15 protein-coding genes and 1 other RNA gene are annotated in these 19,362 nt (G+C 66.2%); 7 read left to right on the forward strand and 9 right to left on the reverse strand.

Annotation, left to right across the window (positions count from 1 at the left end; all coding sequences use genetic code 11):
• Positions 1–55: 55 nt before the first annotated feature.
• The 5 genes from ACE3TJ_RS14970 to fumC all read left to right on the forward strand — a co-directional run bounded on the left by ACE3TJ_RS14970 (position 56) and on the right by fumC (position 3,874).
• Positions 56–193 carry a hypothetical protein gene (locus tag ACE3TJ_RS14970; RefSeq protein ID WP_374597507.1) on the forward strand — a complete coding sequence of 46 codons (138 nt, stop codon included), beginning with the start codon at positions 56–58 and terminating at the stop codon, positions 191–193.
• Positions 194–405: 212 nt separating this feature from the next.
• Positions 406–1,563 (forward strand): glycosyltransferase family 4 protein, encoded by a 1,158-nt coding sequence (locus ACE3TJ_RS14975; RefSeq protein ID WP_374597509.1) that lies wholly within the window; start codon positions 406–408, stop codon positions 1,561–1,563.
• Positions 1,541–1,895, forward strand: a transfer-messenger RNA (tmRNA) gene (gene ssrA / locus ACE3TJ_RS14980). Before ACE3TJ_RS14975 ends, ssrA begins: the two co-directional genes overlap by 23 nt.
• Before the next feature lie 117 nt (positions 1,896–2,012).
• Positions 2,013–2,486 carry an SspB family protein gene (locus ACE3TJ_RS14985; RefSeq protein WP_374597510.1) on the forward strand — a complete coding sequence of 158 codons (474 nt, stop codon included), beginning with the start codon at positions 2,013–2,015 and terminating at the stop codon, positions 2,484–2,486.
• Complete coding sequence (gene fumC, locus ACE3TJ_RS14990; protein ID WP_374597512.1) at positions 2,483–3,874, forward strand: class II fumarate hydratase; 1,392 nt, start codon at positions 2,483–2,485, stop codon at positions 3,872–3,874. Before ACE3TJ_RS14985 ends, fumC begins: the two co-directional genes overlap by 4 nt.
• Here fumC and ACE3TJ_RS14995 read toward each other — a convergent pair.
• Together ACE3TJ_RS14995 and ACE3TJ_RS15000 are read right to left on the reverse strand one after the other, a co-directional pair.
• Entirely contained in the window at positions 3,871–6,498 is a 2,628-nt protein-coding gene (locus tag ACE3TJ_RS14995) for a putative bifunctional diguanylate cyclase/phosphodiesterase (protein ID WP_374597514.1), read from the reverse strand. The genes fumC and ACE3TJ_RS14995 overlap by 4 nt on opposite strands.
• 1 nt (position 6,499) lies before the next feature.
• Positions 6,500–8,224, reverse strand: a complete 1,725-nt coding sequence (locus ACE3TJ_RS15000) for a diguanylate cyclase (RefSeq protein ID WP_374597516.1) — start codon at positions 8,222–8,224, stop codon at positions 6,500–6,502.
• Between the two features lie 125 nt (positions 8,225–8,349).
• On the opposite strand from ACE3TJ_RS15000, the gene gmk reads away from it, so the two are divergent.
• Both gmk and ACE3TJ_RS15010 read left to right on the forward strand, forming a co-directional pair.
• Positions 8,350–9,009: a guanylate kinase gene (gmk, locus tag ACE3TJ_RS15005; protein ID WP_374597518.1), complete on the forward strand. Its 660-nt coding sequence runs from the start codon at positions 8,350–8,352 to the stop codon at positions 9,007–9,009.
• Positions 9,010–9,013: 4 nt separating this feature from the next.
• On the forward strand, positions 9,014–10,570 hold the full coding sequence (locus tag ACE3TJ_RS15010; protein WP_374597520.1) for a Do family serine endopeptidase: 1,557 nt from the start codon (positions 9,014–9,016) through the stop codon (positions 10,568–10,570).
• 6 nt (positions 10,571–10,576) lie between these two features.
• Here the strand turns inward: ACE3TJ_RS15010 and ACE3TJ_RS15015 are convergent, their stop codons facing one another.
• The 7 genes from ACE3TJ_RS15015 to ACE3TJ_RS15045 are packed head-to-tail and all read right to left on the reverse strand — an operon-like array spanning position 10,577 to position 19,229.
• The gene (locus tag ACE3TJ_RS15015) at positions 10,577–12,595 is read right to left on the reverse strand and encodes an acetyl-CoA carboxylase biotin carboxylase subunit (RefSeq protein WP_374597522.1); all 2,019 of its coding nucleotides are present in this window, start codon (positions 12,593–12,595) and stop codon (positions 10,577–10,579) included.
• A gap of 60 nt (positions 12,596–12,655) precedes the next feature.
• Complete coding sequence (locus ACE3TJ_RS15020; RefSeq protein WP_374597524.1) at positions 12,656–13,732, reverse strand: sugar-transfer associated ATP-grasp domain-containing protein; 1,077 nt, start codon at positions 13,730–13,732, stop codon at positions 12,656–12,658.
• A 1-nt stretch (position 13,733) separates the two neighbouring features.
• On the reverse strand, positions 13,734–14,822 hold the full coding sequence (locus ACE3TJ_RS15025; protein WP_374597526.1) for a sugar-transfer associated ATP-grasp domain-containing protein: 1,089 nt from the start codon (positions 14,820–14,822) through the stop codon (positions 13,734–13,736).
• Positions 14,819–15,994, reverse strand: a complete 1,176-nt coding sequence (locus tag ACE3TJ_RS15030; RefSeq protein WP_374597528.1) for a hypothetical protein — start codon at positions 15,992–15,994, stop codon at positions 14,819–14,821. Before ACE3TJ_RS15030 ends, ACE3TJ_RS15025 begins: the two co-directional genes overlap by 4 nt.
• Complete coding sequence (locus tag ACE3TJ_RS15035) at positions 15,991–16,626, reverse strand: N-acetyltransferase family protein (RefSeq protein WP_374597530.1); 636 nt, start codon at positions 16,624–16,626, stop codon at positions 15,991–15,993. The genes ACE3TJ_RS15030 and ACE3TJ_RS15035 overlap by 4 nt, the downstream gene beginning before the upstream one ends.
• Positions 16,627–16,669: 43 nt before the next feature.
• Positions 16,670–17,683, reverse strand: a complete 1,014-nt coding sequence (bioB, locus tag ACE3TJ_RS15040) for a biotin synthase BioB (protein ID WP_374597532.1) — start codon at positions 17,681–17,683, stop codon at positions 16,670–16,672.
• Between the two features lie 13 nt (positions 17,684–17,696).
• Positions 17,697–19,229 (reverse strand): acyl-CoA carboxylase subunit beta, encoded by a 1,533-nt coding sequence (locus ACE3TJ_RS15045; protein ID WP_374597534.1) that lies wholly within the window; start codon positions 19,227–19,229, stop codon positions 17,697–17,699.
• Positions 19,230–19,362: the final 133 nt, after the last annotated feature.

The following is a 19,362-nucleotide window of genomic DNA, read 5'->3' on the forward strand; positions in this document are numbered from 1 at the left end:
GGATGGCACGATCCGTGCTTGTCCCATCGCGGGACAGGGGACAGGAGGTGGGCCGATGCTCTGGTGGGTCGCGGGCGTGGTTGGTGCGTTGCTTCTTGCTGCGCTGTTGGCGCCGCCGGCGCCGGGCCGTCGGACACTCAGCCGGATGGATTTCGGCGAAGAGCCCGCGGACAAGGACGAGAGCCCGCGGTAGGGCTGAACGTCGCGCTGTTGCGCACATCCCTCACCGGTAGGGGTTCCTGCATCGGCCGGATATCAACGTGACTTTCGGGGTTGCATCGGAGGCGGCGAGGCCCGAAAGGCGGGGCCAACGCCGCCGGAGCCAGTCGAAGTCCATGGACTGCTGTTGGAATTTGCTCCGCAGATCGATTAACGTCCGGCGCTTTCACGATGCGGAGCGACATATTGCCTAGCAGCGATCTCAGGGTCGCCCTGTTCTCGGGCAACTACAATTATGTGAAGGACGGCGCCAATCAGGCGCTGAACCGGCTTGTCGGCTATCTGCTGCGGCAGGGCGTCGCGGTTCGTGTGTATTCGCCGACCATCGAGAATCCGGCGTTCGCGCCGACGGGTGACCTCGTTTCGATCCCGTCCGTACCGATCCCGGGGCGCGGCGAATACCGCCTGGGGCTCAGCATCGGCGGCGTGAAGGCGGATCTCAAAGCCTTCGATCCGCACATCGTCCACATCGCATCGCCTGATATCGTCGGCCACCGCGCCGTCTCCTGGGCGCGGTCGCGGGGAAAGCCGGCGGTCGCGTCCGTCCACACGCGCTTCGAAACCTATTTCCGCTACTACCGGATGCACTGGATGCAGACGGTGATCGAGGCCGTGCTCCGCCGCCTCTACCGGCGCTGCGTGGAGATATATGCGCCCTCGGAAAGCATGGCGGCGGTGCTCACCGATCAACGCATGAGCCGTAACGTCCATATCTGGAGCCGCGGCATCGATGGCGATCTCTATCGCCCGGACCGGCGCGACATGGAATGGCGGCGGAGCCTCGGTATCGCCGACGAGGACATGGTGATCCTGTTCGTAGGCCGTCTGGTGCTCGAGAAAGGCCTCGATACGTTCGCGGCGACGCTTGCGGAGCTGGACGCACGCAACGTGCCCTACAAGGCATTGTTCGTGGGCGACGGTCCGGCGCGGCCGTGGATCGAGGCGCAGGCGCCGCAGGGCATCTTCCTCGGCTTCCAGTCGGGTGAAGCGCTGGCGCGTGCCTATGCGTCGGCCGACGTGATGTTCAATCCGTCGTCCACGGAGACGTTCGGCAATGTGACGCTGGAAGCGATGGCGAGCGGCCTGCCCGTGGTCGCGGCGCGTGCGACCGGCAGCCTCAGCCTCGTGACACCGGGCCTCAACGGGCAACTCACGACACCCGACGACATACAGGAATCGGCGGATGCGCTCGCTGCCTATATCGCCGATCCGGAAAGCCGCATGGCGGCCGGAAAAGCGGGCCGCGAGATCAGCAAGCGCTTCGATTGGGACACGATCAACGGTGCACTGTTGCAGCGTTATCGCACTGTTGTCGCACGACGCTCTTCAAAAGCACGCGCCTAGCCCCTATATGGGTGTTGCCGTCTTCGGGCGGCTATGGCGATAAATGATGCCGTGAAATAGGTACAGCGGACCCGGGGGCGGTACCCGGCGGCTCCACCAGTTTCGCCGGGCAGGCTAGAGCGGCCTGTCCGGACATGGGGCCGAACTAGGATCGACGTGTGCTGAAAGACGGTTATCTTCGCCCGGCCTGAATGCGCCGTAAAACCGTTCAAAACCTACAAATGCCAACGACAACGAGGCATTCGCTCTTGCCGCGTAACTGAAGCCCTTCGGGGAATAGGTTACAGAGCTTAGCGCGGTTCGGGCCGCACCGGGCAACAGAAGCGGACACCAGCGGCACGGGGAGCGCCGGGCAACAGAAGCTCCCCACTTTCACGCTTCATCGGAAGACAGGCTTGACCGCGCCGCGGCGCCGCGCCACCAAGTGCCCTTGTGAAAAAGAGGGCCGCATGAACGCCGAAACACCGGAAAGCCTGATCCCGTATGACGAGATCGTGCAGGATGCTCTGCGCGGGGTCGTGTACGGCGTTCTGAAGCGGGTGGAGACCGATGGGGGCCTCCCCGGCAACCACCATTTCTACATTGCCTTCAAGACCGGTGCGTCCGGCGTCGAGATACCGGTGCACCTGCGCCAGCGCTATCCGGACGAGATGACGATCGTCATCCAGCACCGTTATTGGGAGCTGAAAGTCGATCGTGAGCACTTCGAGATCGGCCTCTCGTTCAACCAGGTGCCGACCAAGCTTTCGATCCCCTACACGGCGATCACGGGGTTCCACGATCCTTCGGTGGAGTTTGCGCTGCAGTTTCCGACGCCTGAAGGTGTCACGCCGCCCGCGCCGGAGCCGGAACCCGAGCCCACGCCGCCCGAAAGTGGCGACGGCTCGAACGTGGTGACGCTCGACGCCTTCCGGAAAAAATGAGCGCACGCGTCGAGACCGACAGTTTCGGGCCGATCGACGTGCCCGCCTCGGCTTACTGGGGCGCGCAGACGCAGCGCTCCATCGGCAACTTTCCCATCGGCGGCGAGCGGATGCCCGTGCCGCTGGTACGTGCACTCGGCCTCATCAAGCAAGCCGCGGCCTATGTGAACGCCGAACTCGGCGTGCTCGACAACAATCTTGCGCCCGCAATCATCGAGGCCGCCGCCGAGGTTGCGGCGGGAAAGCGTGATGACCAGTTCCCGCTCGTCGTCTGGCAGACCGGTTCGGGCACGCAGAGCAACATGAACGCCAACGAGGTGATCGCCGGCCGCGCCAACGAGATCCTCACCGGCACGCGCGGCGGCAAGGTGCCGGTGCACCCGAACGACCACGTCAACGCCTCGCAAAGCTCCAACGACACGTTCCCGACCGCGATGCACGTCGCGGCGGCGCGCGAGGTGAACGAACGGCTGATCCCGGCGCTCCGCCACCTGCACGTGGCGCTGGCGGCAAAGGCAGAGGCGTTCGCGGACATCGTGAAGATCGGCCGCACGCACCTTCAGGATGCGACGCCGGTGACGCTGGGGCAGGAATTCTCGGGCTACGCGCAACAGCTCACGGATGGCATCGCGCGCGCCGAGGCGGCGCTGCCGCGGCTGTACCGGCTGGCGCAGGGCGGCACGGCGGTCGGCACGGGCCTCAACGCGCCCGAAGGCTTCGCCGAGGGCATCGCGAGCGAACTCGCGCGGCTTTCCGGCCTACCGTTCGAAACCGCGCCCAACAAGTTCGAAGCGCTGGCCACGCACGATACGATGGTGGAGCTGTCGGGCGTTCTGAACGTACTCGCGGTCAGCCTCAACAAGATCGCGAACGATATCCGTCTGCTCGGCTCCGGGCCGCGTTCGGGGCTCGGCGAGCTTTCCCTGCCGGAAAACGAGCCCGGCAGTTCGATCATGCCGGGCAAGGTGAACCCGACGCAGGCCGAGGCGCTGACGATGGTCGCCGCGCAGGTGATGGGCAATCATGTCTCCGTCACCGTGGGTGGCGCGCAGGGGCACATGGAGCTCAACGTCTTCAAGCCGGTAATCGCCTACAACGTGCTGCAGTCGATCCGCCTCATCGCCGACGCATCCGTGAGTTTCGCCGATCGCTGCGTCGTCGGGATCGAACCGAACCGCGCGCGCATCGCCGATCTCGTGGAACGCTCGCTGATGCTGGTGACCGCGCTTGCGCCGGAAATCGGCTACGACAATGCCGCAGCGATCGCCAAGCACGCGCACAAGCATGGGCTGACCTTGCTGGAAGCGGCAAAAGCGCTCGATCTCATCGACGAGACACGCTTCCGCGCCCTCGTCCGCCCGGAAACGATGCTCGCACCGGGGCGTTAGGCGGCGCGTTCCTCGTTTTCGATGTCGGCTGCGATGACCTGTTCGTCGTAGTGGATGCCGAACCGGTCTTCCTCCACCCATCGCACGATCCCCGAGCGGGGCTGCTGCCCTTCGACGAAGGTGGTTACCCGGTCATCCGGCCTCGGCAGCCAGCGCGCCTCGAACATCGCGCCCGTATCCGAGGTGTTGCGCAGCCGGGCGCTTCGTCTGCGACCGTTGTGCAGGATCGTCGCGCGTCGCAGCATCGCGATACGGCGCGGCCGGTTCGATTTCACGCCGTTCGGCGCGATTGGCGCTTCCGATCGCGCCAGGATGCCCGCCTCGGCCCAGGGCACGGCCTTGCCGAAGATGAAGCCCTGTACCTGCGTGCAGCCGATGCGGCGGATGATATCGAGATCGTCGTGCGTCTCGACGCCTTCGGCCGTGGTGATCATGCCGAGACTGTCGGCAAGCGCCACGATCGCCCTCACGATCGCGGCCTTCTGCCCGCCGCGCTCCGCCGCGCCGGAGACGAACGAGCGGTCGATCTTGATCTTCTTGAAGGGCGCCTTGGTGAGATAGGCGAAGCCCGAATAGCCGGTGCCGAAATCGTCGAGCGTCAACCGCACGCCGATCGCGCCGAGGCGCTGCAGCGTGGCGCGCGTGGCGGGATTTTCCTCAAGGAAGACGCTTTCGGTGATCTCCAGCTCCAGCCGTTCGGGCGCGAGGCCCGCCTGCGCGAGCGCGTTGATCACGAGCGTTGGGAGTTCCGGGTTCGTCACCTGCAGCGGCGAAAGGTTGACGGCGATGCCGATGTGCTCGGGCCATTTCGCTGCCACCATGCAGGCGTTGCGCAGCACCCACTCGCCGATGCCGTCGATAAGGCCGGTTTCCTCGGCGATCGGAATGAAGCTCGCGGGTGAGATCTCGCCGTGGCGCGGATGGTGCCAGCGCACCAGCGCTTCGAACCCGACGAGCGTTTCGCTCGCTGTCTCGACGATGGGCTGGAAATTGAGCGACAATCCGTTGCTGACGAGTGCGCTACGCAGGTCGGTTTCGATCTGCCGCCGCGTTTCGGCATTGCGGTGCATCCCGCCCTCGTAAAAGCGGTGCTTGCCGCGCCCGTCCGATTTCGCCGCGTAGAGCGCGAGATCGGCGTTCCGCATCAGCGCGTCGACGCTGTGGCCGTTGTCGGGGCCGATGGCGATGCCCACGCTCGCCCCGATGATGATGCGGTGCCCCTCCACCGTATAGGGCGCGGAGAGGTAGTCGATGATACGCTGGGCGAAGGCGGAAAGCGCGCCCATCGTTTCTGCGTCGCGCACGACGATCGCGAACTCGTCGCCGCCGAGGCGCCCGACGCGACCGTCCGCGCCGACGAGCGTGCCGAGCCGGTCGGCAACCTGTTCGAGCAGCTTGTCGCCCACCGGGTGGCCGAGCGTATCGTTCACCGATTTGAAGCGGTCGAGATCGAGCAGCAGCAGCGCGCAGCGCTGTGGCACGACACCGCCGTGGCTGAGCAGCGCGGTTTCCAGAGTTTCGCGGATGGTGACGCGGTTCGCAAGGCCCGTGAGCGGATCGAAGCGCGCAAGGCGCATGGCGCGGTCTTCGGACCGGCGCACGTCGGTAAGATCGCCGCCGATCCCGGTGAAGCCTTCGAAATGGCCGTGCTGGCTGTAGATCGGCGTGCCTGCGATCGACCACCACTGGATGCCGAGCGGGAACAACACGGGGATCACCACATCATGAAACGGCAGCTTGCCTTGCAGGTGGAACTCCAGCGTTCGTAGCGAGGTTGCCGCCTCGTCCGGGTCTTCCACCTCAAGCGAGATGATATCCCCAAGCGGGCGTCCGATCAGCAGGTCGTTCGTGGTGCCGTGTGCCGCGCCGAACGAGGGCGAGATATAGGTGATCCGGCCATCGACGTCGGTTTCCCAGAACCAGCCGCTGCCGCAGGTCTCGAATGTCGCGCAGAGCCTGCGCACGCGCTGTTCGCCGAGATCGCGCATCGATCCCTCGACGCGCTCGATGAGTGTGCGCCGCCCCGCGAGATAGAGCGTGAGCGCCCCCGACAGCACGACGACCGCGGCGGCGGACGATGCGAAGCCATCGAGCCGGGTGACGAGCGTGACCGCGAACGCGACCATGTAGGCCATCGCCGCAAGCGGCATCGGGGAGAGGGCGACGATGCCGAGCACGAGCATCGAAATGGAAAGAACGAGCGCGAACGGGATGTCGCTGATGACCGGAAGCGTGCTCCAAAGGAGCCCCGCCGCTGCGCTCAGCGTAACGAGGCCTCGCGCCGTATCGGCGACCTCGCCCGCCTTCGGCTGGGCTTCGCGCAGCCCGAACACCGCGAACAATGTCGTCAGCACGCCGCCCGCCGCAAGCCACGCGCCCTGGATCGATGCGGTGAGCGGCACGTGCCACAGCGTGACACCCGCCCAGATCAGCGCGCCGATTGCCGCGAACAGCGGAATCGTGGGGCGGAGATCGAGCAGCTGCCGATGCGTGTTGGCGATCTCGCTGCGCGAGCCGAGGCGGGGCAGTGCGACGCCGGCCAGCCAGTTCCGGGGCTCGCGAAGATTGGCGGCAGGATCGCCGCCTACGGTATCGCGGATCGGCTTGGCGGGGCGGCTGCGCATCTCAGGCCGCCGTCGCGACCGAAGGGTCGGGCTCGGCGGCGGCGACGTGCCGGTCGCGCCCGGTCCTCTTGGCCTCGTAAAGCGCTGTGTCGGCTCGCCGGTAGACCTGCCGCCAGCTGCGGTCGTCCGCGATGATGCCCGATGCGGAGCCGATGCTGACGGTGATACGGATGCCATCCGTCATCGGTGTCGCGCGGAAGGCGCGGAGGATCGTGCCCGCGCTATCGTCGCGTTCGCTATAGGGTACGATGAGTGCGAATTCCTCGCCGCCGAGGCGCCCGACGACCGCGCCCACCGGGGAGATGCTCTCGATCAGACGCCCGGCCTCGCGCAGCACGCGATCGCCGAATTCGTGCCCGAAACCGTCGTTGACGGTCTTGAAGTGATCGATGTCGATCAGCAGCAGCCGTGATTTCAGCTTGCCTTTGCCGCTCCGGCGGATGCCGTATTCGATGAAGGCGCGGCGGTTGAGAAGCCCGGTCAGCGCGTCGGTTTCGGCAAGGTAGGTCAGCTCGATCTCACGGGCGCGGGCTTCGTCGCGCTCGGCGCGAATGTTGGAGATGCGGTAGGCGATACCGATCATGCTCAGCACGCATTCCAGGCACATCGCGTAGAAATAGCTGTCCTCGATGAACGCGCTCGTCTCGACGAAGCCGAGCGCGACGAGGATGCGGGCGAAAGCGCCGGCGAGCGGTACGGCCCATGCCACCGTATAGATGAGGATGATGCGGCTGCCCCGACGCCATGCGATGATCGCCATCGGGAAGATCAATGCCATGGTGAGCGCGCCGAGGATGTTGACCACGGCGAGCGGGACATGCAGCAGCTCCGGCGCCTGGAACAGCGTGATGAGCGCGATGACGCCCGCGCCGCATTGCAATGTCGCGAGCGCGATTCCCGTGATCGCCAGCCGCATGTGTACGGTACCGCGCTCCAGCAGCGTGACCGTGAAGACGACCGCGAACCATAGCATGACAGGGAGAACGGCTTCTGCGGCGACGTTTCCCAGCATCGGCGGCAATCCCGCGGGAAGCATCCGCATCAGGATGCCGGATGCGGCGAGGCCATAAAGCAGGGTCGCTGCGGTCATGCCGCAGTAGAAAAAGAGGAACGCGTAGCGCAGCCACACGAGCAGCACGAGATTGAAGAACAGGGTGGCGAAGATCACGCCGCCGAACAGGCCATAGATCAGCGATTGCCGTTCGGTTTCAATGGACTCCGCCTGGGCGTTCTCGACCGCGGGGCGAACGAAGGCGCCGCGCGGGTCCACGACCTTCTCGGCGTGCAGCGCGATGGTTTCGATCGTGCCCGCCCGCCACGGAATGCGCAGCCGGAACATGCCGCCAAGCTCGGTGTGACGATTGGCGGAGGCGGCATCATGGCGCACGGTCCACACGAAGCCGTCCGCATAGCGGACGTAGAGCGTAACCTCTTCGAAAAGCGTTTGTTTGACGTGGACGGAGAGGGGCTCCGCGGGATGCTGCGTGAGTTCGAGGCCGGATTTCACCAGCCAGCTGTCGCGCATCTCGCCCGTGGATAGCCCGCCCGGGCAATCGTCGCGCGCGGCCCTCGCCATCGCGCCGGCAAGGCCCAGGTCCTTGTGATCGGGGAAAATGCACGCGCCGGTGCCGATATCGAGCGCAATCCGCGCGTTCGCCGCCGATGAAATGGCCAGCGCACAGAAAAGCAATCCCGCAAACAGGAGCAGCCCGCGCCGTGCGAACACGGCGGTTATGCCGAAAAAACCATGCATCCGCTTTAGGTTAACGCAGTGGATGATAACGATTCGCTAATTACGTTCTTCTTTGCGCAATCTTGACCGTGGCTCACCTTGCTTTATGTCCGGCGCGCATGGACGCACGGACAGACAAGGCCGGAAAAATCGAGCGGCGCGGTATCCTTTTCGTGCTGTCCTCCCCCTCGGGCGCGGGAAAAACCACCATGGCGCGGCGGCTGCTGGCGGCGGAGCCGCAGATGGCGGTCTCGGTGTCGGCGACGACACGCGCCAAGCGCCCCGGCGAGGTGGACGGCATCGACTATCACTTCCGCACCGAGGCGCAGTTCGAGCGCATGGTCGAGGCGGGCGAGTTCCTCGAATGGGCGCACGTGTTTGGCAACCGCTACGGTACGCCGCGCGCCGCCGTCGAGACCGCGCTCCGCATGGGCCGCGATGTGCTGTTCGATGTGGACTGGCAGGGCACACAGCAGCTTGCGCAGTCGATGGGCGACGACGTCGTCTCCATCTTCCTGCTGCCGCCGACGATGGCCGAGCTGGAGCGCCGCCTGCGCGCGCGCCGCACCGACAGCGAAGAGGTGATCGAGGGTCGCATGGCGCGCGCTGCCGCTGAAATAAGCCACTGGCCCGAATACGACTACGTGCTCGTCAACGAGGACATGCACGACTGCTTTGAGCAGATTCACACCGTTGTTCATGCCGAACGGCTCCGGCGACCGCGCCGGGGGGCGTGGCTCACCGAATTCACCCGCGAGATGGTGGGAAAACAAGGCTGATCGAATGCGGTGGCAGGGGGTTAACGCCCGCGCCTCGCGTACCTATGTGATTGCCGGAAACATCACGGGACGAACGATGAAAGCGAACCGATCACTTTGGCTGCTGGCGGCGGGCGTCATTGCCGGAACCAGTTTCGCCATGGCCATCGACCAGATCGAGCCGCAGGCCTCGGCGCAGCAGGTGGCGGCGCTTGCCGCGGCCGCCGCGCCGCCGGAGGTGCCGCGCCGCGTGCCGACCAGCAATACCGAGCTGATGCTGTCCTACGCACCGCTCGTGAAGGCGAGCGTGCCGGCCGTCGTCAACGTCTACACGGCGCGCCTCAATCGCACACGGCGCGATCCGTTCTGGGACCTGTTCTTCGGCGGCGGTCGCATGACGCCGCAGCCGCGCGTCGAGCAGTCGCTGGGCTCGGGCGTCATCGTCGATGGCACGGGGCTCATCGTCACCAACAACCATGTCGTGGAAGGCGCGGACGAGATCGTCGTCGCGCTTGCCGATCGCCGTGAATTTCCGGCCAAGCTGATGTTCACCGACAAGCAGCTCGATCTTGCGCTTCTGAAGGTGGAAACCGGCGGGGCGGCGCTTCCCGTCGTGCCGCTCGGCGACAGCGACAGCGCCGAGGTCGGCGACGTCGTCATTGCCATCGGCAACCCGTTCGGCGTCGGCCAGACTGTGACGCACGGCATTGTCTCCGCGCTGGCGCGCACTGGGGTCGGCATTAGCGACTACCAGTTCTTCGTGCAGACGGACGCCGCCATCAACCCCGGCAACTCGGGCGGTGCGCTCATCGGCATGGATGGCCGCCTCGTCGGCATCAACACCGCGATCTACTCGCGCTCGGGCGGCTCGAACGGCATCGGCTTCGCCATTCCGGCAAACATGGTCCGCCAGTTTATCGCGGGTGCGAAAACCGGCAAGATTTCCCGCCCGTGGCTCGGCATGGTGGGCCAGCCGGTAACGGGGGAGATTGCGCGTGCCTCCGGTCTCGACCGGCCGATGGGCGTCGTTATCAACGAGGTGACGAAGGGCTCACCCGCCGAGCGTGCCGGTGTGCGCGTCGGGGACATCATCTACGCCGTCGACGGCAAGGACGCCTCCGATCCCGATACGCTGCGCTACCTCGTCGCCAGCAAGCCCGTGGGCGAAACCGTGAAACTGACGCTTCTTCGCGGCGGAAAGGCGGAAAACGTGGCGCTGAAGCTCGTCGAGCCGCCCGAGGTGCCCGCACGCGACACGACGCTGCTCGCCGGCCGCTCGATCCTTGCGGGCATCACGGTCGCGAACCTGTCGCCGGCGCTCTCTGCCGAGATCGGCGGCGGGCTGCCCGACGCGGGCGTGGTGGTGATCGGCGCCGATCCGCGTGCGCCCGCGCTGCGCTTCGGGCTTGTCCAGCCCGGCGACATCCTCGAAGCGGTGAACGGCCGGGCCGTCACGAGCGCCAAGGGGCTACAGTCACAGGTGAATGATGCCGCTGCCGAGATGACGCTGCGCATGAACCGGGGCGGGAACACACGCGAATGCTATTTCCGCGCGCCGTCCTCGCTGCAATGCCGGGGCTGAGGAGCCCTATTCGAATTCCATGATGATGGCGTCCACGGCGAGGCTGTCGCCCGCCTTGGCGTTCACGGACTTCACCACCGCCGCCTTTTCGGCGCGGAGGATGTTTTCCATCTTCATCGCTTCGACAACCGCAAGCGCTTGGCCCGGTTCCACCTTGTCGCCCTCCGTCGCCGAGATGGAAACGACGAGACCCGGCATCGGGCAGAGCAGGAACTTCGAAAGGTCCGGCGGAATCTTCTCGATCATGTGCCCGGCGAGCGCACTCGCACGCGGCGTCAGCGCGCGGACGTTGTGGGCGGAGCCCTTCACCGTCATGCGGTAGCCCACGGGCCTCAGCGCGAGCTTCACGGCAACGTCGCGGCCGTCCACGTCGGCAAGGAACACCGGATCGCCCGGCTCCCACTCCGTCGCCACGTTGTGCGTATGCGCGCCGCCTTCGAATGAGTGCGTCACGCTCCAGCCGCTGCTCGTCTCCTCGGCGCGCACGCTAAACGGCTTGCGGTCAATCTCGATCACCCAGTCCGGGCCGAACTGCGCGCCGTGGCCGTTAAGCTGGCCTTCGATGAACTGCGCCCGCTGCACGGTGATGGCGTTGATGACAGCGGCGGCGATGATGAGGTCGTCGCGCTTGCCGTCGGTGAACGGCGCACCCTCGAATCCGTCCGGATACTCCTCGGCGATGAAGCCTGTGGTGAGCCGCCCGTCGCGGAAGCGCTGGTGCTGCATCACCGCGGAGAGGAAGTCGATGTTATGGCCGATGCCGTCGATCCGGTAGCGATCGAGCGCTGCGACCTGAAGATCCGCGGCTTCCTCGCGCGTCGGCGCGTGGGTGATCAGCTTGGCGATCATCGGATCGTAGAACATCGAGATCTCGCTGCCCTCGACGACGCCGGTATCCACGCGCACCGTCGTTTCGCCGCTCGTCTCCTCCGGCGGCGCATAGCGCGTCAGGCGGCCGATGGAGGGCAGGAAGTTACGGTAGGGGTCTTCCGCGTAAACGCGGCTTTCGAGCGCCCAACCGGAGAGCTTCACATCGTCCTGCGTGAAGGCGAGTTTCTCGCCCGCCGCGACGCGGATCATCTGCTCCACGAGGTCGAGCCCGGTGATCAACTCCGTCACCGGATGCTCCACCTGCAGGCGGGTGTTCATCTCCAGGAAGTAGAAGCCCTGACCCGTGGTGTCCGCGCCGCTGACGATCAGCTCGACCGTGCCCGCGCTGTAGTACCCCACGGCCTTCGACAGCGCGACGGCCTGCTCGCCCATGGCCTTGCGCATCTCGGGCGTCACGAAGGGCGATGGCGCCTCTTCGATCACCTTCTGGTGGCGGCGCTGGATCGAGCATTCGCGCTCGCCGAGGTAGAGCACATTGCCGTGCTGGTCGCCGAGCACCTGAATCTCGATGTGGCGCGGTTCGACGATGAACTTCTCGATGAACACGCGGTCGTCGCCGAAGCTCGACAGCCCTTCGCGCTTCGTCGCCTCAAAGCCCTCGCGCACGTCCTTTTCGGAGTAGGCGAGGCGCATGCCCTTGCCGCCGCCGCCAGCGGAGGCCTTCATCATCACCGGATAGCCGATCTCGTTTGCGATGCGGACGGCGTGCTCGGTGTCCTCGATCTCGCCGACGAAGCCGGGGACGACGTTGACGCCCGCGGCCTTGGCGAGCTTCTTCGATTCGATCTTGTCGCCCATCGCGGCGATGGCGTTCGGCGGCGGGCCGATGAAGGCGATGTTCTCTTCGGCGAGCTTCTTCGCGAACCACTCGCGCTCCGAGAGGAAACCGTAGCCCGGATGCACAGCCTCGGCGCCGGTCGCCTTGCACGCGGCGATGATGGCGTCGCCAAGCAGGTAGGATTCGGCTGCAGGCGGCGGACCGAGCCGCACGGCCTCATCCGCCATTTCCACATGCAGCGCGCCCGCGTCCGCATCCGAATAGACCGCGACCGTCTTGATGCCCATGCGCCGCGCCGTCTTGATGACCCGGCAGGCGATCTCACCGCGGTTCGCGATCAGGATTTTCTTGAACATGAAAGGCGCCGCCCCCCGAAAGCTATGACGCGGACCTTCAAGCGGTGAAGTGCGGCGCCGTCAAGCCTTGAGGAGGCTAAGGAAGGTTTCGTCCGCCACGCCGCGCCCTTCCGCCTGTTGCAGAAGGTCGAAGTCGCCGCGGTGGTTGACCTCGACGAACGACGGGCCTTCGGGTGTGATGGCAACGTCCCAGCCCTGTACGGGAACCCCCGCAAGCCCCGCAGCGGCGAAGCGCACGGCGTCCAGCGTCTCCGCCCAGAACGGCAGCCGCCAGCCGGCGAAGGCGGCGCCCGTGTCGGGATGGTTTTCGATCGTTCGGTGGGCAGCGCCGACACCCGAATGCACGCGGAGCACCTCGCCCGTTGCGGCATCGACATGGCCGAGCATGTTGCCGCTTTTGCCGCTGCGATAATTGTCGGTCATGTTGAGGCCCACCGGGATGCGGAAGGCGATGCGATGCACGCGCGGCCCTTCCGGGAGCAGCAGCACCATGATCCGAAGCGTCGCCGCACGCGGACCGATGACGCGCACGAGGTCGGCGTGAGGGACGATCAGTTCCTGGAAGATGAGCGGACCGGCCGAGCGGGTCCACATCTTGCCCACATAGTCGGTAACGCGGATCGTGCTCCCGTCCGACATCCGCAGCGAGTCCGATGCGCGGTCGTACCCCTCCAGCAGCGCACAACCCATGCCGAGGGCAAGATCGGAAGGCTTCGCAAAAAGCGGGTAGGGGCAGCCCTCGCGCAGCCAAGTGCCAAGCGCTTCGGGAGAGCCGAGCGTAGGCACGCCGGGATAGGTACGGTGCGGGTGTCCGATCGCGACGACCTTCGGGTAGAGAAGGCCAAGCCCGTCCAGAAACTGGTAGGTAAGCAGCTTGTCGTCGGCGACCGCATCCCAGCGATGATTGCCGACGTTATAAATCGTTCCTTTCGCCCAGGACCCGACGAAGGCGCGCTTCGACGCAGGGTTCATGCCCGGGCGGTAGAGCCGCTGCTCGTAATATTCCTGCGGCCGCAAACGGAATGGTCCGAACCGAAGCTGCACCATCTCCGCGAGCTGTGCGGCCAGGGGAAGCCCGCCGTCGGCGGCGCCCGCGCGCGCATAGCGCAGCGTGGCGGCGATGTTGCGCATACCCATCTCAGGCGGCCTTTCCGCGTGCGGGGAGCGCGTCCGTATCGGCATCCATCAGCGGTTCGAGGTAGAGCTGCGGCAGGATGACCCCCGGCGCGGCATTCACTTCAATGAGCATCGGCCCCTCATCGGTAAAGGCGAGGTCCCAGCCGGCGAACTTCAGCCCCGGCAGATAGGAAGCCGCCTGTCTTATGTCGGCGATTGCCTTCTCCCAGTCCGGCATGGTCAGCCGGGCAAAAGGCACGCCCGTATCCGGATGACATTCGAGTACATGCTGGTCCGGGCCGGTGCCGCGTGTCGCGGTGACGAGCTTGCCGGTTTCGGGGTCGATCGCCGCGTAGGCGTTGCCGGTGATGCCGCCCGCGAAGTTGTCGGTCATCGACGTGCCGACCGGGATGCGCAGCAACGCGCGCTTCACCTTGAACGCGTCTTCATGCGCGTAGGTCATCACGCGCACCGTGGCGAGCCGATCCCCGATCACTGCCGCCAGGTCCGGATGCGGCCGCGCCAGTTCCTGAACGACGAAGCCGCCGTCGCGCGTGCCGCTGTGCCGTGCCACGAACGCATCGAGCGGGACAGTCTCTCCGCTGCCGAGGCTCACGACGCCCGCGGTCGGGTCCACCGAACGCACAAGTGCCGCGCCGCGCCCTCGAATGTCGTCCACGCGCTTGATGAAAAAGGGGGCATTCCCCCTCCGCGTGAAAAACGCCCGGATCGCGTCGGCATCGCGCAGCATTTCGGCGCCCGCGAACACGCGCCACGGATGGATCACGGCGATCACGCGCGGTGCCGGCAGGTTCCACGCGCGCATCATCGTGTAGAACAGCAGCTTGTCCGTACCGATCGCGTAGAAGCGGCGGTCGTCGAAGCTGTAGAAGCGGGGCCGCGCCCATTCGTCAACGAAGCGCCGCTTGCGTTCCATGGGCAGGCCCGGCGTGTAGAGGCGATATTTGAAATAGGCCTCGGGCCTGATCCGGCCGGGAGCAAAACGCAGCCGGGCCATGTCGAGAATCTGTCCGGCGATCGAACGGCCGGTTTGCGCCTTCGCGCGGCGGGCCGATTTCACGATCTGATCGAGCGTCAGCCCGAGGCTCATAAAGTCGCTTTCCTGCGCAGTGCACGAATCTCGTTCGCCGCGAAGCGTCCGAACTCTCGGAAATACAACGCCCTATCTCCCGGAAAGTTTAAATCGGCATGAATGCGGGGATCGACGAAGCGCCATGCGAACGCGCCGAGCCGCGCCGCCTTGCTGCCGGGGCGCCGCAGCGCGTTCGCGAGCCAGGCAAATTCGCCGGGAAACGTGTCGCGGCAGACGACGTTCTGCTTCGGCCGGATCGGTGGCGGAATGCGGCCTTCGAGGAACCATTCGGCGGCGAGGCGGGGGAAATCGACGCCTGCGTGCAGATCGAGGTGCAGGTACTGCCAGAAGCGGGCATTCACTTCGATCACGTGGAAATCGCCGCTCTCGTCGTCGCGCCGGTATTCCACCATCGCGCAGCCGATCCAGCCGAGTGCGGACAGGCGGCGCACGGCGTCGTCGTAGATGTCCTGGTGCCACTGCGTGCGGCGCAGCGACATCGTGCCCTTGCTGTGCGGCTCTGCGTGGCAATCGACGACGACGTTGCCCGCAAGCGGTCCCTCCGGCCCCATCAGCAGGCTGACGCCCACCTGCCGCCCGGTGACGCCACCCTGTACGAGAACGCTCTCGTAGCCCGCCGCGAGCGTCTTGCGGATGGCGTCCTTGGCGGCGTCCACGCTCCGGCACTGATGGAAGCCGATACCGACCACCTCGCCGTCCGCGCCCCGGCCGCCCTTCACGTAGATCGGCAGCGGAAAGCCCGAAAGGTCGGGTGTTTCGCCCGCGCGTACCACCAGCGTTTTGGGATGATGATCGAGGAGGCCCGCTGCGCGCCAGCGGTCGTAGGCCGCGATCTTGTCGCCGCCCGCGTAGACGATCGCGGGATCGGCCGCGACGGGGAGGAGCGGCTTGAATTCCGCGAAACGCTCGCGCACGGCGGAAAGCAGGCCGCCCGAGGGCACGATCATGCGGATGCCGTTCGCCTCCACATAGGCGGCGAGCCAGTCGCAGAAGGCCGGGTCGCCGTAGCGCGGATGCGTCGCCGTGTGCCGCGCGAAGGTCGATCGCAGGCCCATCGCCTGTGGGTCTGCCGCCACGGCGTGCGTCTCGTAGCCCGCGCGGCCGAGCGAGCGCAGCGCCGCGAGCTGCGCGCGCGTCTGGACATCGGGGACGAGGATCGCGGGCTTCACGCGGCGTCCACAAAGCGGGCGTCGAAGGTCGGGTCGATACGCTCGGCAGTCATGCGCGCCATGCCCAGCCGCCGCCGCGTGCGGAGCAACGCGACCGGGCGCACGCCGGATTTCCGGGCGCTCGCGAGGGCCGCAAGGTTCGTGCTCACGACACCGCTCACCACCCAGCGCATACCGAGGTCCGCGATCAGATAGCGGATGCGCGCAAGCTGTAGTGCGGCGTGAAGGCCGTGCCCGCGCGCCATGGGGTGTACATATCCGCCGTAGAGCGTCGCCGTTCGTTCCGGCCACAGGACGCGCTGGCCGACATGCGTGTAGAGGGTGTCCTCGGAATTCGGATGCGCAAGGCCATAGCCGAGCAATGGTCCATCGGCGGCGGCAACCGTGAACAGCAGAGTCTTGCCTTCCGCGAGGCGCTGCTCCGCTGCGGAAACGAAGTCCTCGCGCGTCTGCCAGGGTACGGTCTGTTCGAAACGGCGGACATGGCCCATGTCGTTGACGCGAACATCGAGATCGGCGGGCGCCCCGGCGCCGGGCGTGTCGGCGGCGAACAGATGCAGCGCGTGATCGCTCCACAACCGCGCAACCGCTGGTTGCCGGGCTATCTTCGAAAGGATGCCGTCGCCGCTCATGCGCGCCTGTCTATGGGTGGGCGCGTTGCGAATGCGCTAATTTTCAGGCGGTTGCAAGCGCCGGCGCGGCCAATTCCATCGGATGGACGCCAAGGCGTGCGAACAGCGCCGCATCCTTGCTGTCACCCGCGTTCGGCGTGGTGAGCAGCCGGTCGCCGGTGAAGATGCTGTTCGCGCCCGCCATGAAGCACATCGCCTGCGCGGCATCGGACATGCTCTCCCGGCCCGCGGAAAGGCGCACCATGCTTTCGGGCATCAGAATGCGCGCGACGGCGACGGTGCGCACGAACTCGATCTCGTCGATCTTGGCGAGCGGCGTGTCCGCGAGCATGTCGCCGAGCACGGTGCCCTTCACGGGCACGAGCGCGTTGATCGGCACGCTTTCGGGGTGATGCGGAAGCGTGGCCAGCGCGTGCAGGAAGCCGACGCGGTCGCTACGCGTTTCGCCCATGCCGACGATACCCCCGGAGCACACGTTGATGCCCGCGCTGCGCACGTTCTCCAGCGTTTCGATGCGATCCTCGAAGGTGCGCGTGGTGATGACGTTGGCGTAGTTCTCGGGGCTCGTGTCGATGTTGTGGTTGTAATAGTCGAGCCCGGCCTCAGCCAGTTGCTTCGACTGGTCGGCGGTCAGCATCCCGAGCGTCATGCAGGTTTCGAGGCCCATGGCGCGGACGCCTTTCACCATCTCGACGATCGCGGGCATGTCGCGGTCCTTGGGGCTGCGCCACGCCGCGCCCATGCAGAACCGGCCGGAACCCGCGTCCTTCGCGGCGCGCGCCTCGCTGAGCACGGCCTCCACGTCCATCAACTTCTCGGCCTTGAGGCCGGTTTCGGCGCTCGCGGACTGGCTGCAATAGCCGCAATCCTCCGGGCAGCCGCCGGTCTTGATGGAGAGCAGCGTCGAGAGCTGCACCGCGTTCGGATCGAAGTGCGTGCGGTGCACGGTCTGCGCCGCGAACATCAGGTCTGCGAACGGCAGGTCGAAGAGGGCGGCGACTTCGTCGCGCGTCCAGTCGGTGCGGACCTCACGGGAGATGGGCGTGTGGAGGTTCATGTGGTCTTCCCTTTTAGAGCGGGATGTTGTCGTGCTTCTTCCACGGGTTTTCGAGGCTCTTGGTGCGGAGCTTGCGAAGACCGATGGCGATGCGCCGCCGCGTGGAGTGCGGCATGATCACTTCGTCGATGAAGCCCTTGGACGCCGCGACGAACGGGTTCGCGAAGCGCGCTTCATACTCGCGCGTGCGCTCGGCGATCTTCTCGGGGTCGCCAATGTCCTTGCGGAAGATGATCTCCACCGCGCCCTTCGCGCCCATCACCGCGATCTCGGCGGTCGGCCACGCGTAGTTCAGGTCGCCGCGCAGGTGCTTGGAGGCCATGACGTCGTAGGCGCCACCATAGGCCTTGCGGGTGATGACGGTGATCTTCGGCACGGTTGCCTCGGCATAGGCGAACAGCAGCTTGGCGCCGTGCTTGATGATGCCGTTGTGCTCCTGCGCGGTGCCGGGAAGGAAGCCGGGCACGTCCACGAAGGTGACGATCGGGATATTGAAGGCGTCGCAGAAGCGCACGAAGCGCCCGGCCTTCTTCGACGAGTTGATGTCGAGCACGCCCGCCAGCACCATCGGCTGGTTGGCGACGATGCCGACTGTTGTGCCCTCGACGCGTGCGAAGCCGATGATGATGTTGCCTGCGTGGTTCGGCTGAAGCTCGAAGAACTCGCCTTCGTCCGCCACTTTGCGGATCAGCTCGTGCATGTCGTAGGGCTTGTTGGCGCTGTCCGGGATCAGCGTATCGAGGCTCATCTCCAGGCGTTCGGGGTCGTCCTCTGTGGGGCGGAACGGCGCCGGCTGGCGGTTGTTGAGCGGCAGGAAGTCGAAGAAGGCGCGGGTGCGCAGCAGCGCGTCCACATCGTCTTCCATCGCGACGTCGGCGACGCCGGACTTGGAGGTGTGGGTAACGGCGCCACCCAGTTCCTCCTGCGTCACCACCTCGTTCGTCACGGTCTTCACGACGTCCGGGCCGGTGACGAACATGTAGGACGAGTCCTTCACCATGAAGATGAAGTCGGTCATCGCCGGCGAATAGACTGCGCCGCCCGCGCACGGACCCATGATGAGGCTGATCTGCGGGATGACGCCCGAGGCGAGCACATTCCGCTGGAACACCTCGGCATAGCCGCCGAGGCTCGCGACGCCCTCCTGGATGCGGGCGCCGCCCGAATCGTTGAGGCCGATGACGGGTGCGCCGACCTTCATCGCCATGTCCATCACCTTGCAGATCTTCTGCGCGTGACGCTCCGAAAGCGAGCCGCCGAACACGGTGAAGTCCTGGCTGAACACATAGACGAGGCGGCCGTTGATCGTGCCCGATCCGGTGACGACGCCGTCGCCGGGGATCGTCTGCTCGGCCATGCCGAAATCGACGCAGTTATGCTCGACGTACATGTCGAGCTCTTCGAAGCTGCCGGGATCGAGCAGGATGTCGAGCCGTTCGCGGGCCGTCAGGCGGCCCTTGGCGTGCTGCGCGTCGATGCGGGCCTGTCCGCCGCCAAGCTTCGCCGCCTCGCGGCGGCGTTCGAGTTCGGCAAGCACCTTCTGCATCGGCAAGTTCCCCGGTCCGTTTGTCGATTCGCCACCGCGCTTAGCCGTGTGGGGCGGCGATGTCACGCCCGCGCGAAAATGTGCTACGTTCGCGCCCGGCGGCCAAAGGGCCCCGCCCGCGCCGCCTGAACCA

This window comes from Sphingosinicella sp. (genome assembly GCF_041916975.1).
In the GTDB taxonomy this organism is placed as follows: Bacteria; Pseudomonadota; Alphaproteobacteria; order Sphingomonadales; family Sphingomonadaceae; genus Sphingosinicella.

Excerpts from the sequence above, each read along its gene's own strand:
- ACE3TJ_RS14985 (WP_374597510.1), top strand. The coding sequence starts at position 2,013 with ATGAACGCCGAAACACCGGAAAGCCTGATCCCGTATGACGAGATCGTG.
- ACE3TJ_RS15035 (WP_374597530.1), bottom strand. The coding sequence starts at position 16,626 with ATGAGCGGCGACGGCATCCTTTCGAAGATAGCCCGGCAACCAGCGGTT.
- bioB (WP_374597532.1), bottom strand. The coding sequence starts at position 17,683 with ATGAACCTCCACACGCCCATCTCCCGTGAGGTCCGCACCGACTGGACG.
- ACE3TJ_RS15045 (WP_374597534.1), bottom strand. The coding sequence starts at position 19,229 with ATGCAGAAGGTGCTTGCCGAACTCGAACGCCGCCGCGAGGCGGCGAAG.
- ACE3TJ_RS15020 (WP_374597524.1), bottom strand. The coding sequence starts at position 13,732 with ATGGGTATGCGCAACATCGCCGCCACGCTGCGCTATGCGCGCGCGGGC.
- ACE3TJ_RS15015 (WP_374597522.1), bottom strand. The coding sequence starts at position 12,595 with ATGTTCAAGAAAATCCTGATCGCGAACCGCGGTGAGATCGCCTGCCGG.
- gmk (WP_374597518.1), top strand. The coding sequence starts at position 8,350 with ATGGACGCACGGACAGACAAGGCCGGAAAAATCGAGCGGCGCGGTATC.
- ACE3TJ_RS15010 (WP_374597520.1), top strand. The coding sequence starts at position 9,014 with ATGCGGTGGCAGGGGGTTAACGCCCGCGCCTCGCGTACCTATGTGATT.
- ACE3TJ_RS14970 (WP_374597507.1), top strand. The coding sequence starts at position 56 with ATGCTCTGGTGGGTCGCGGGCGTGGTTGGTGCGTTGCTTCTTGCTGCG.
- fumC (WP_374597512.1), top strand. The coding sequence starts at position 2,483 with ATGAGCGCACGCGTCGAGACCGACAGTTTCGGGCCGATCGACGTGCCC.
- ACE3TJ_RS14995 (WP_374597514.1), bottom strand. The coding sequence starts at position 6,498 with ATGCGCAGCCGCCCCGCCAAGCCGATCCGCGATACCGTAGGCGGCGAT.
- ACE3TJ_RS15025 (WP_374597526.1), bottom strand. The coding sequence starts at position 14,822 with ATGAGCCTCGGGCTGACGCTCGATCAGATCGTGAAATCGGCCCGCCGC.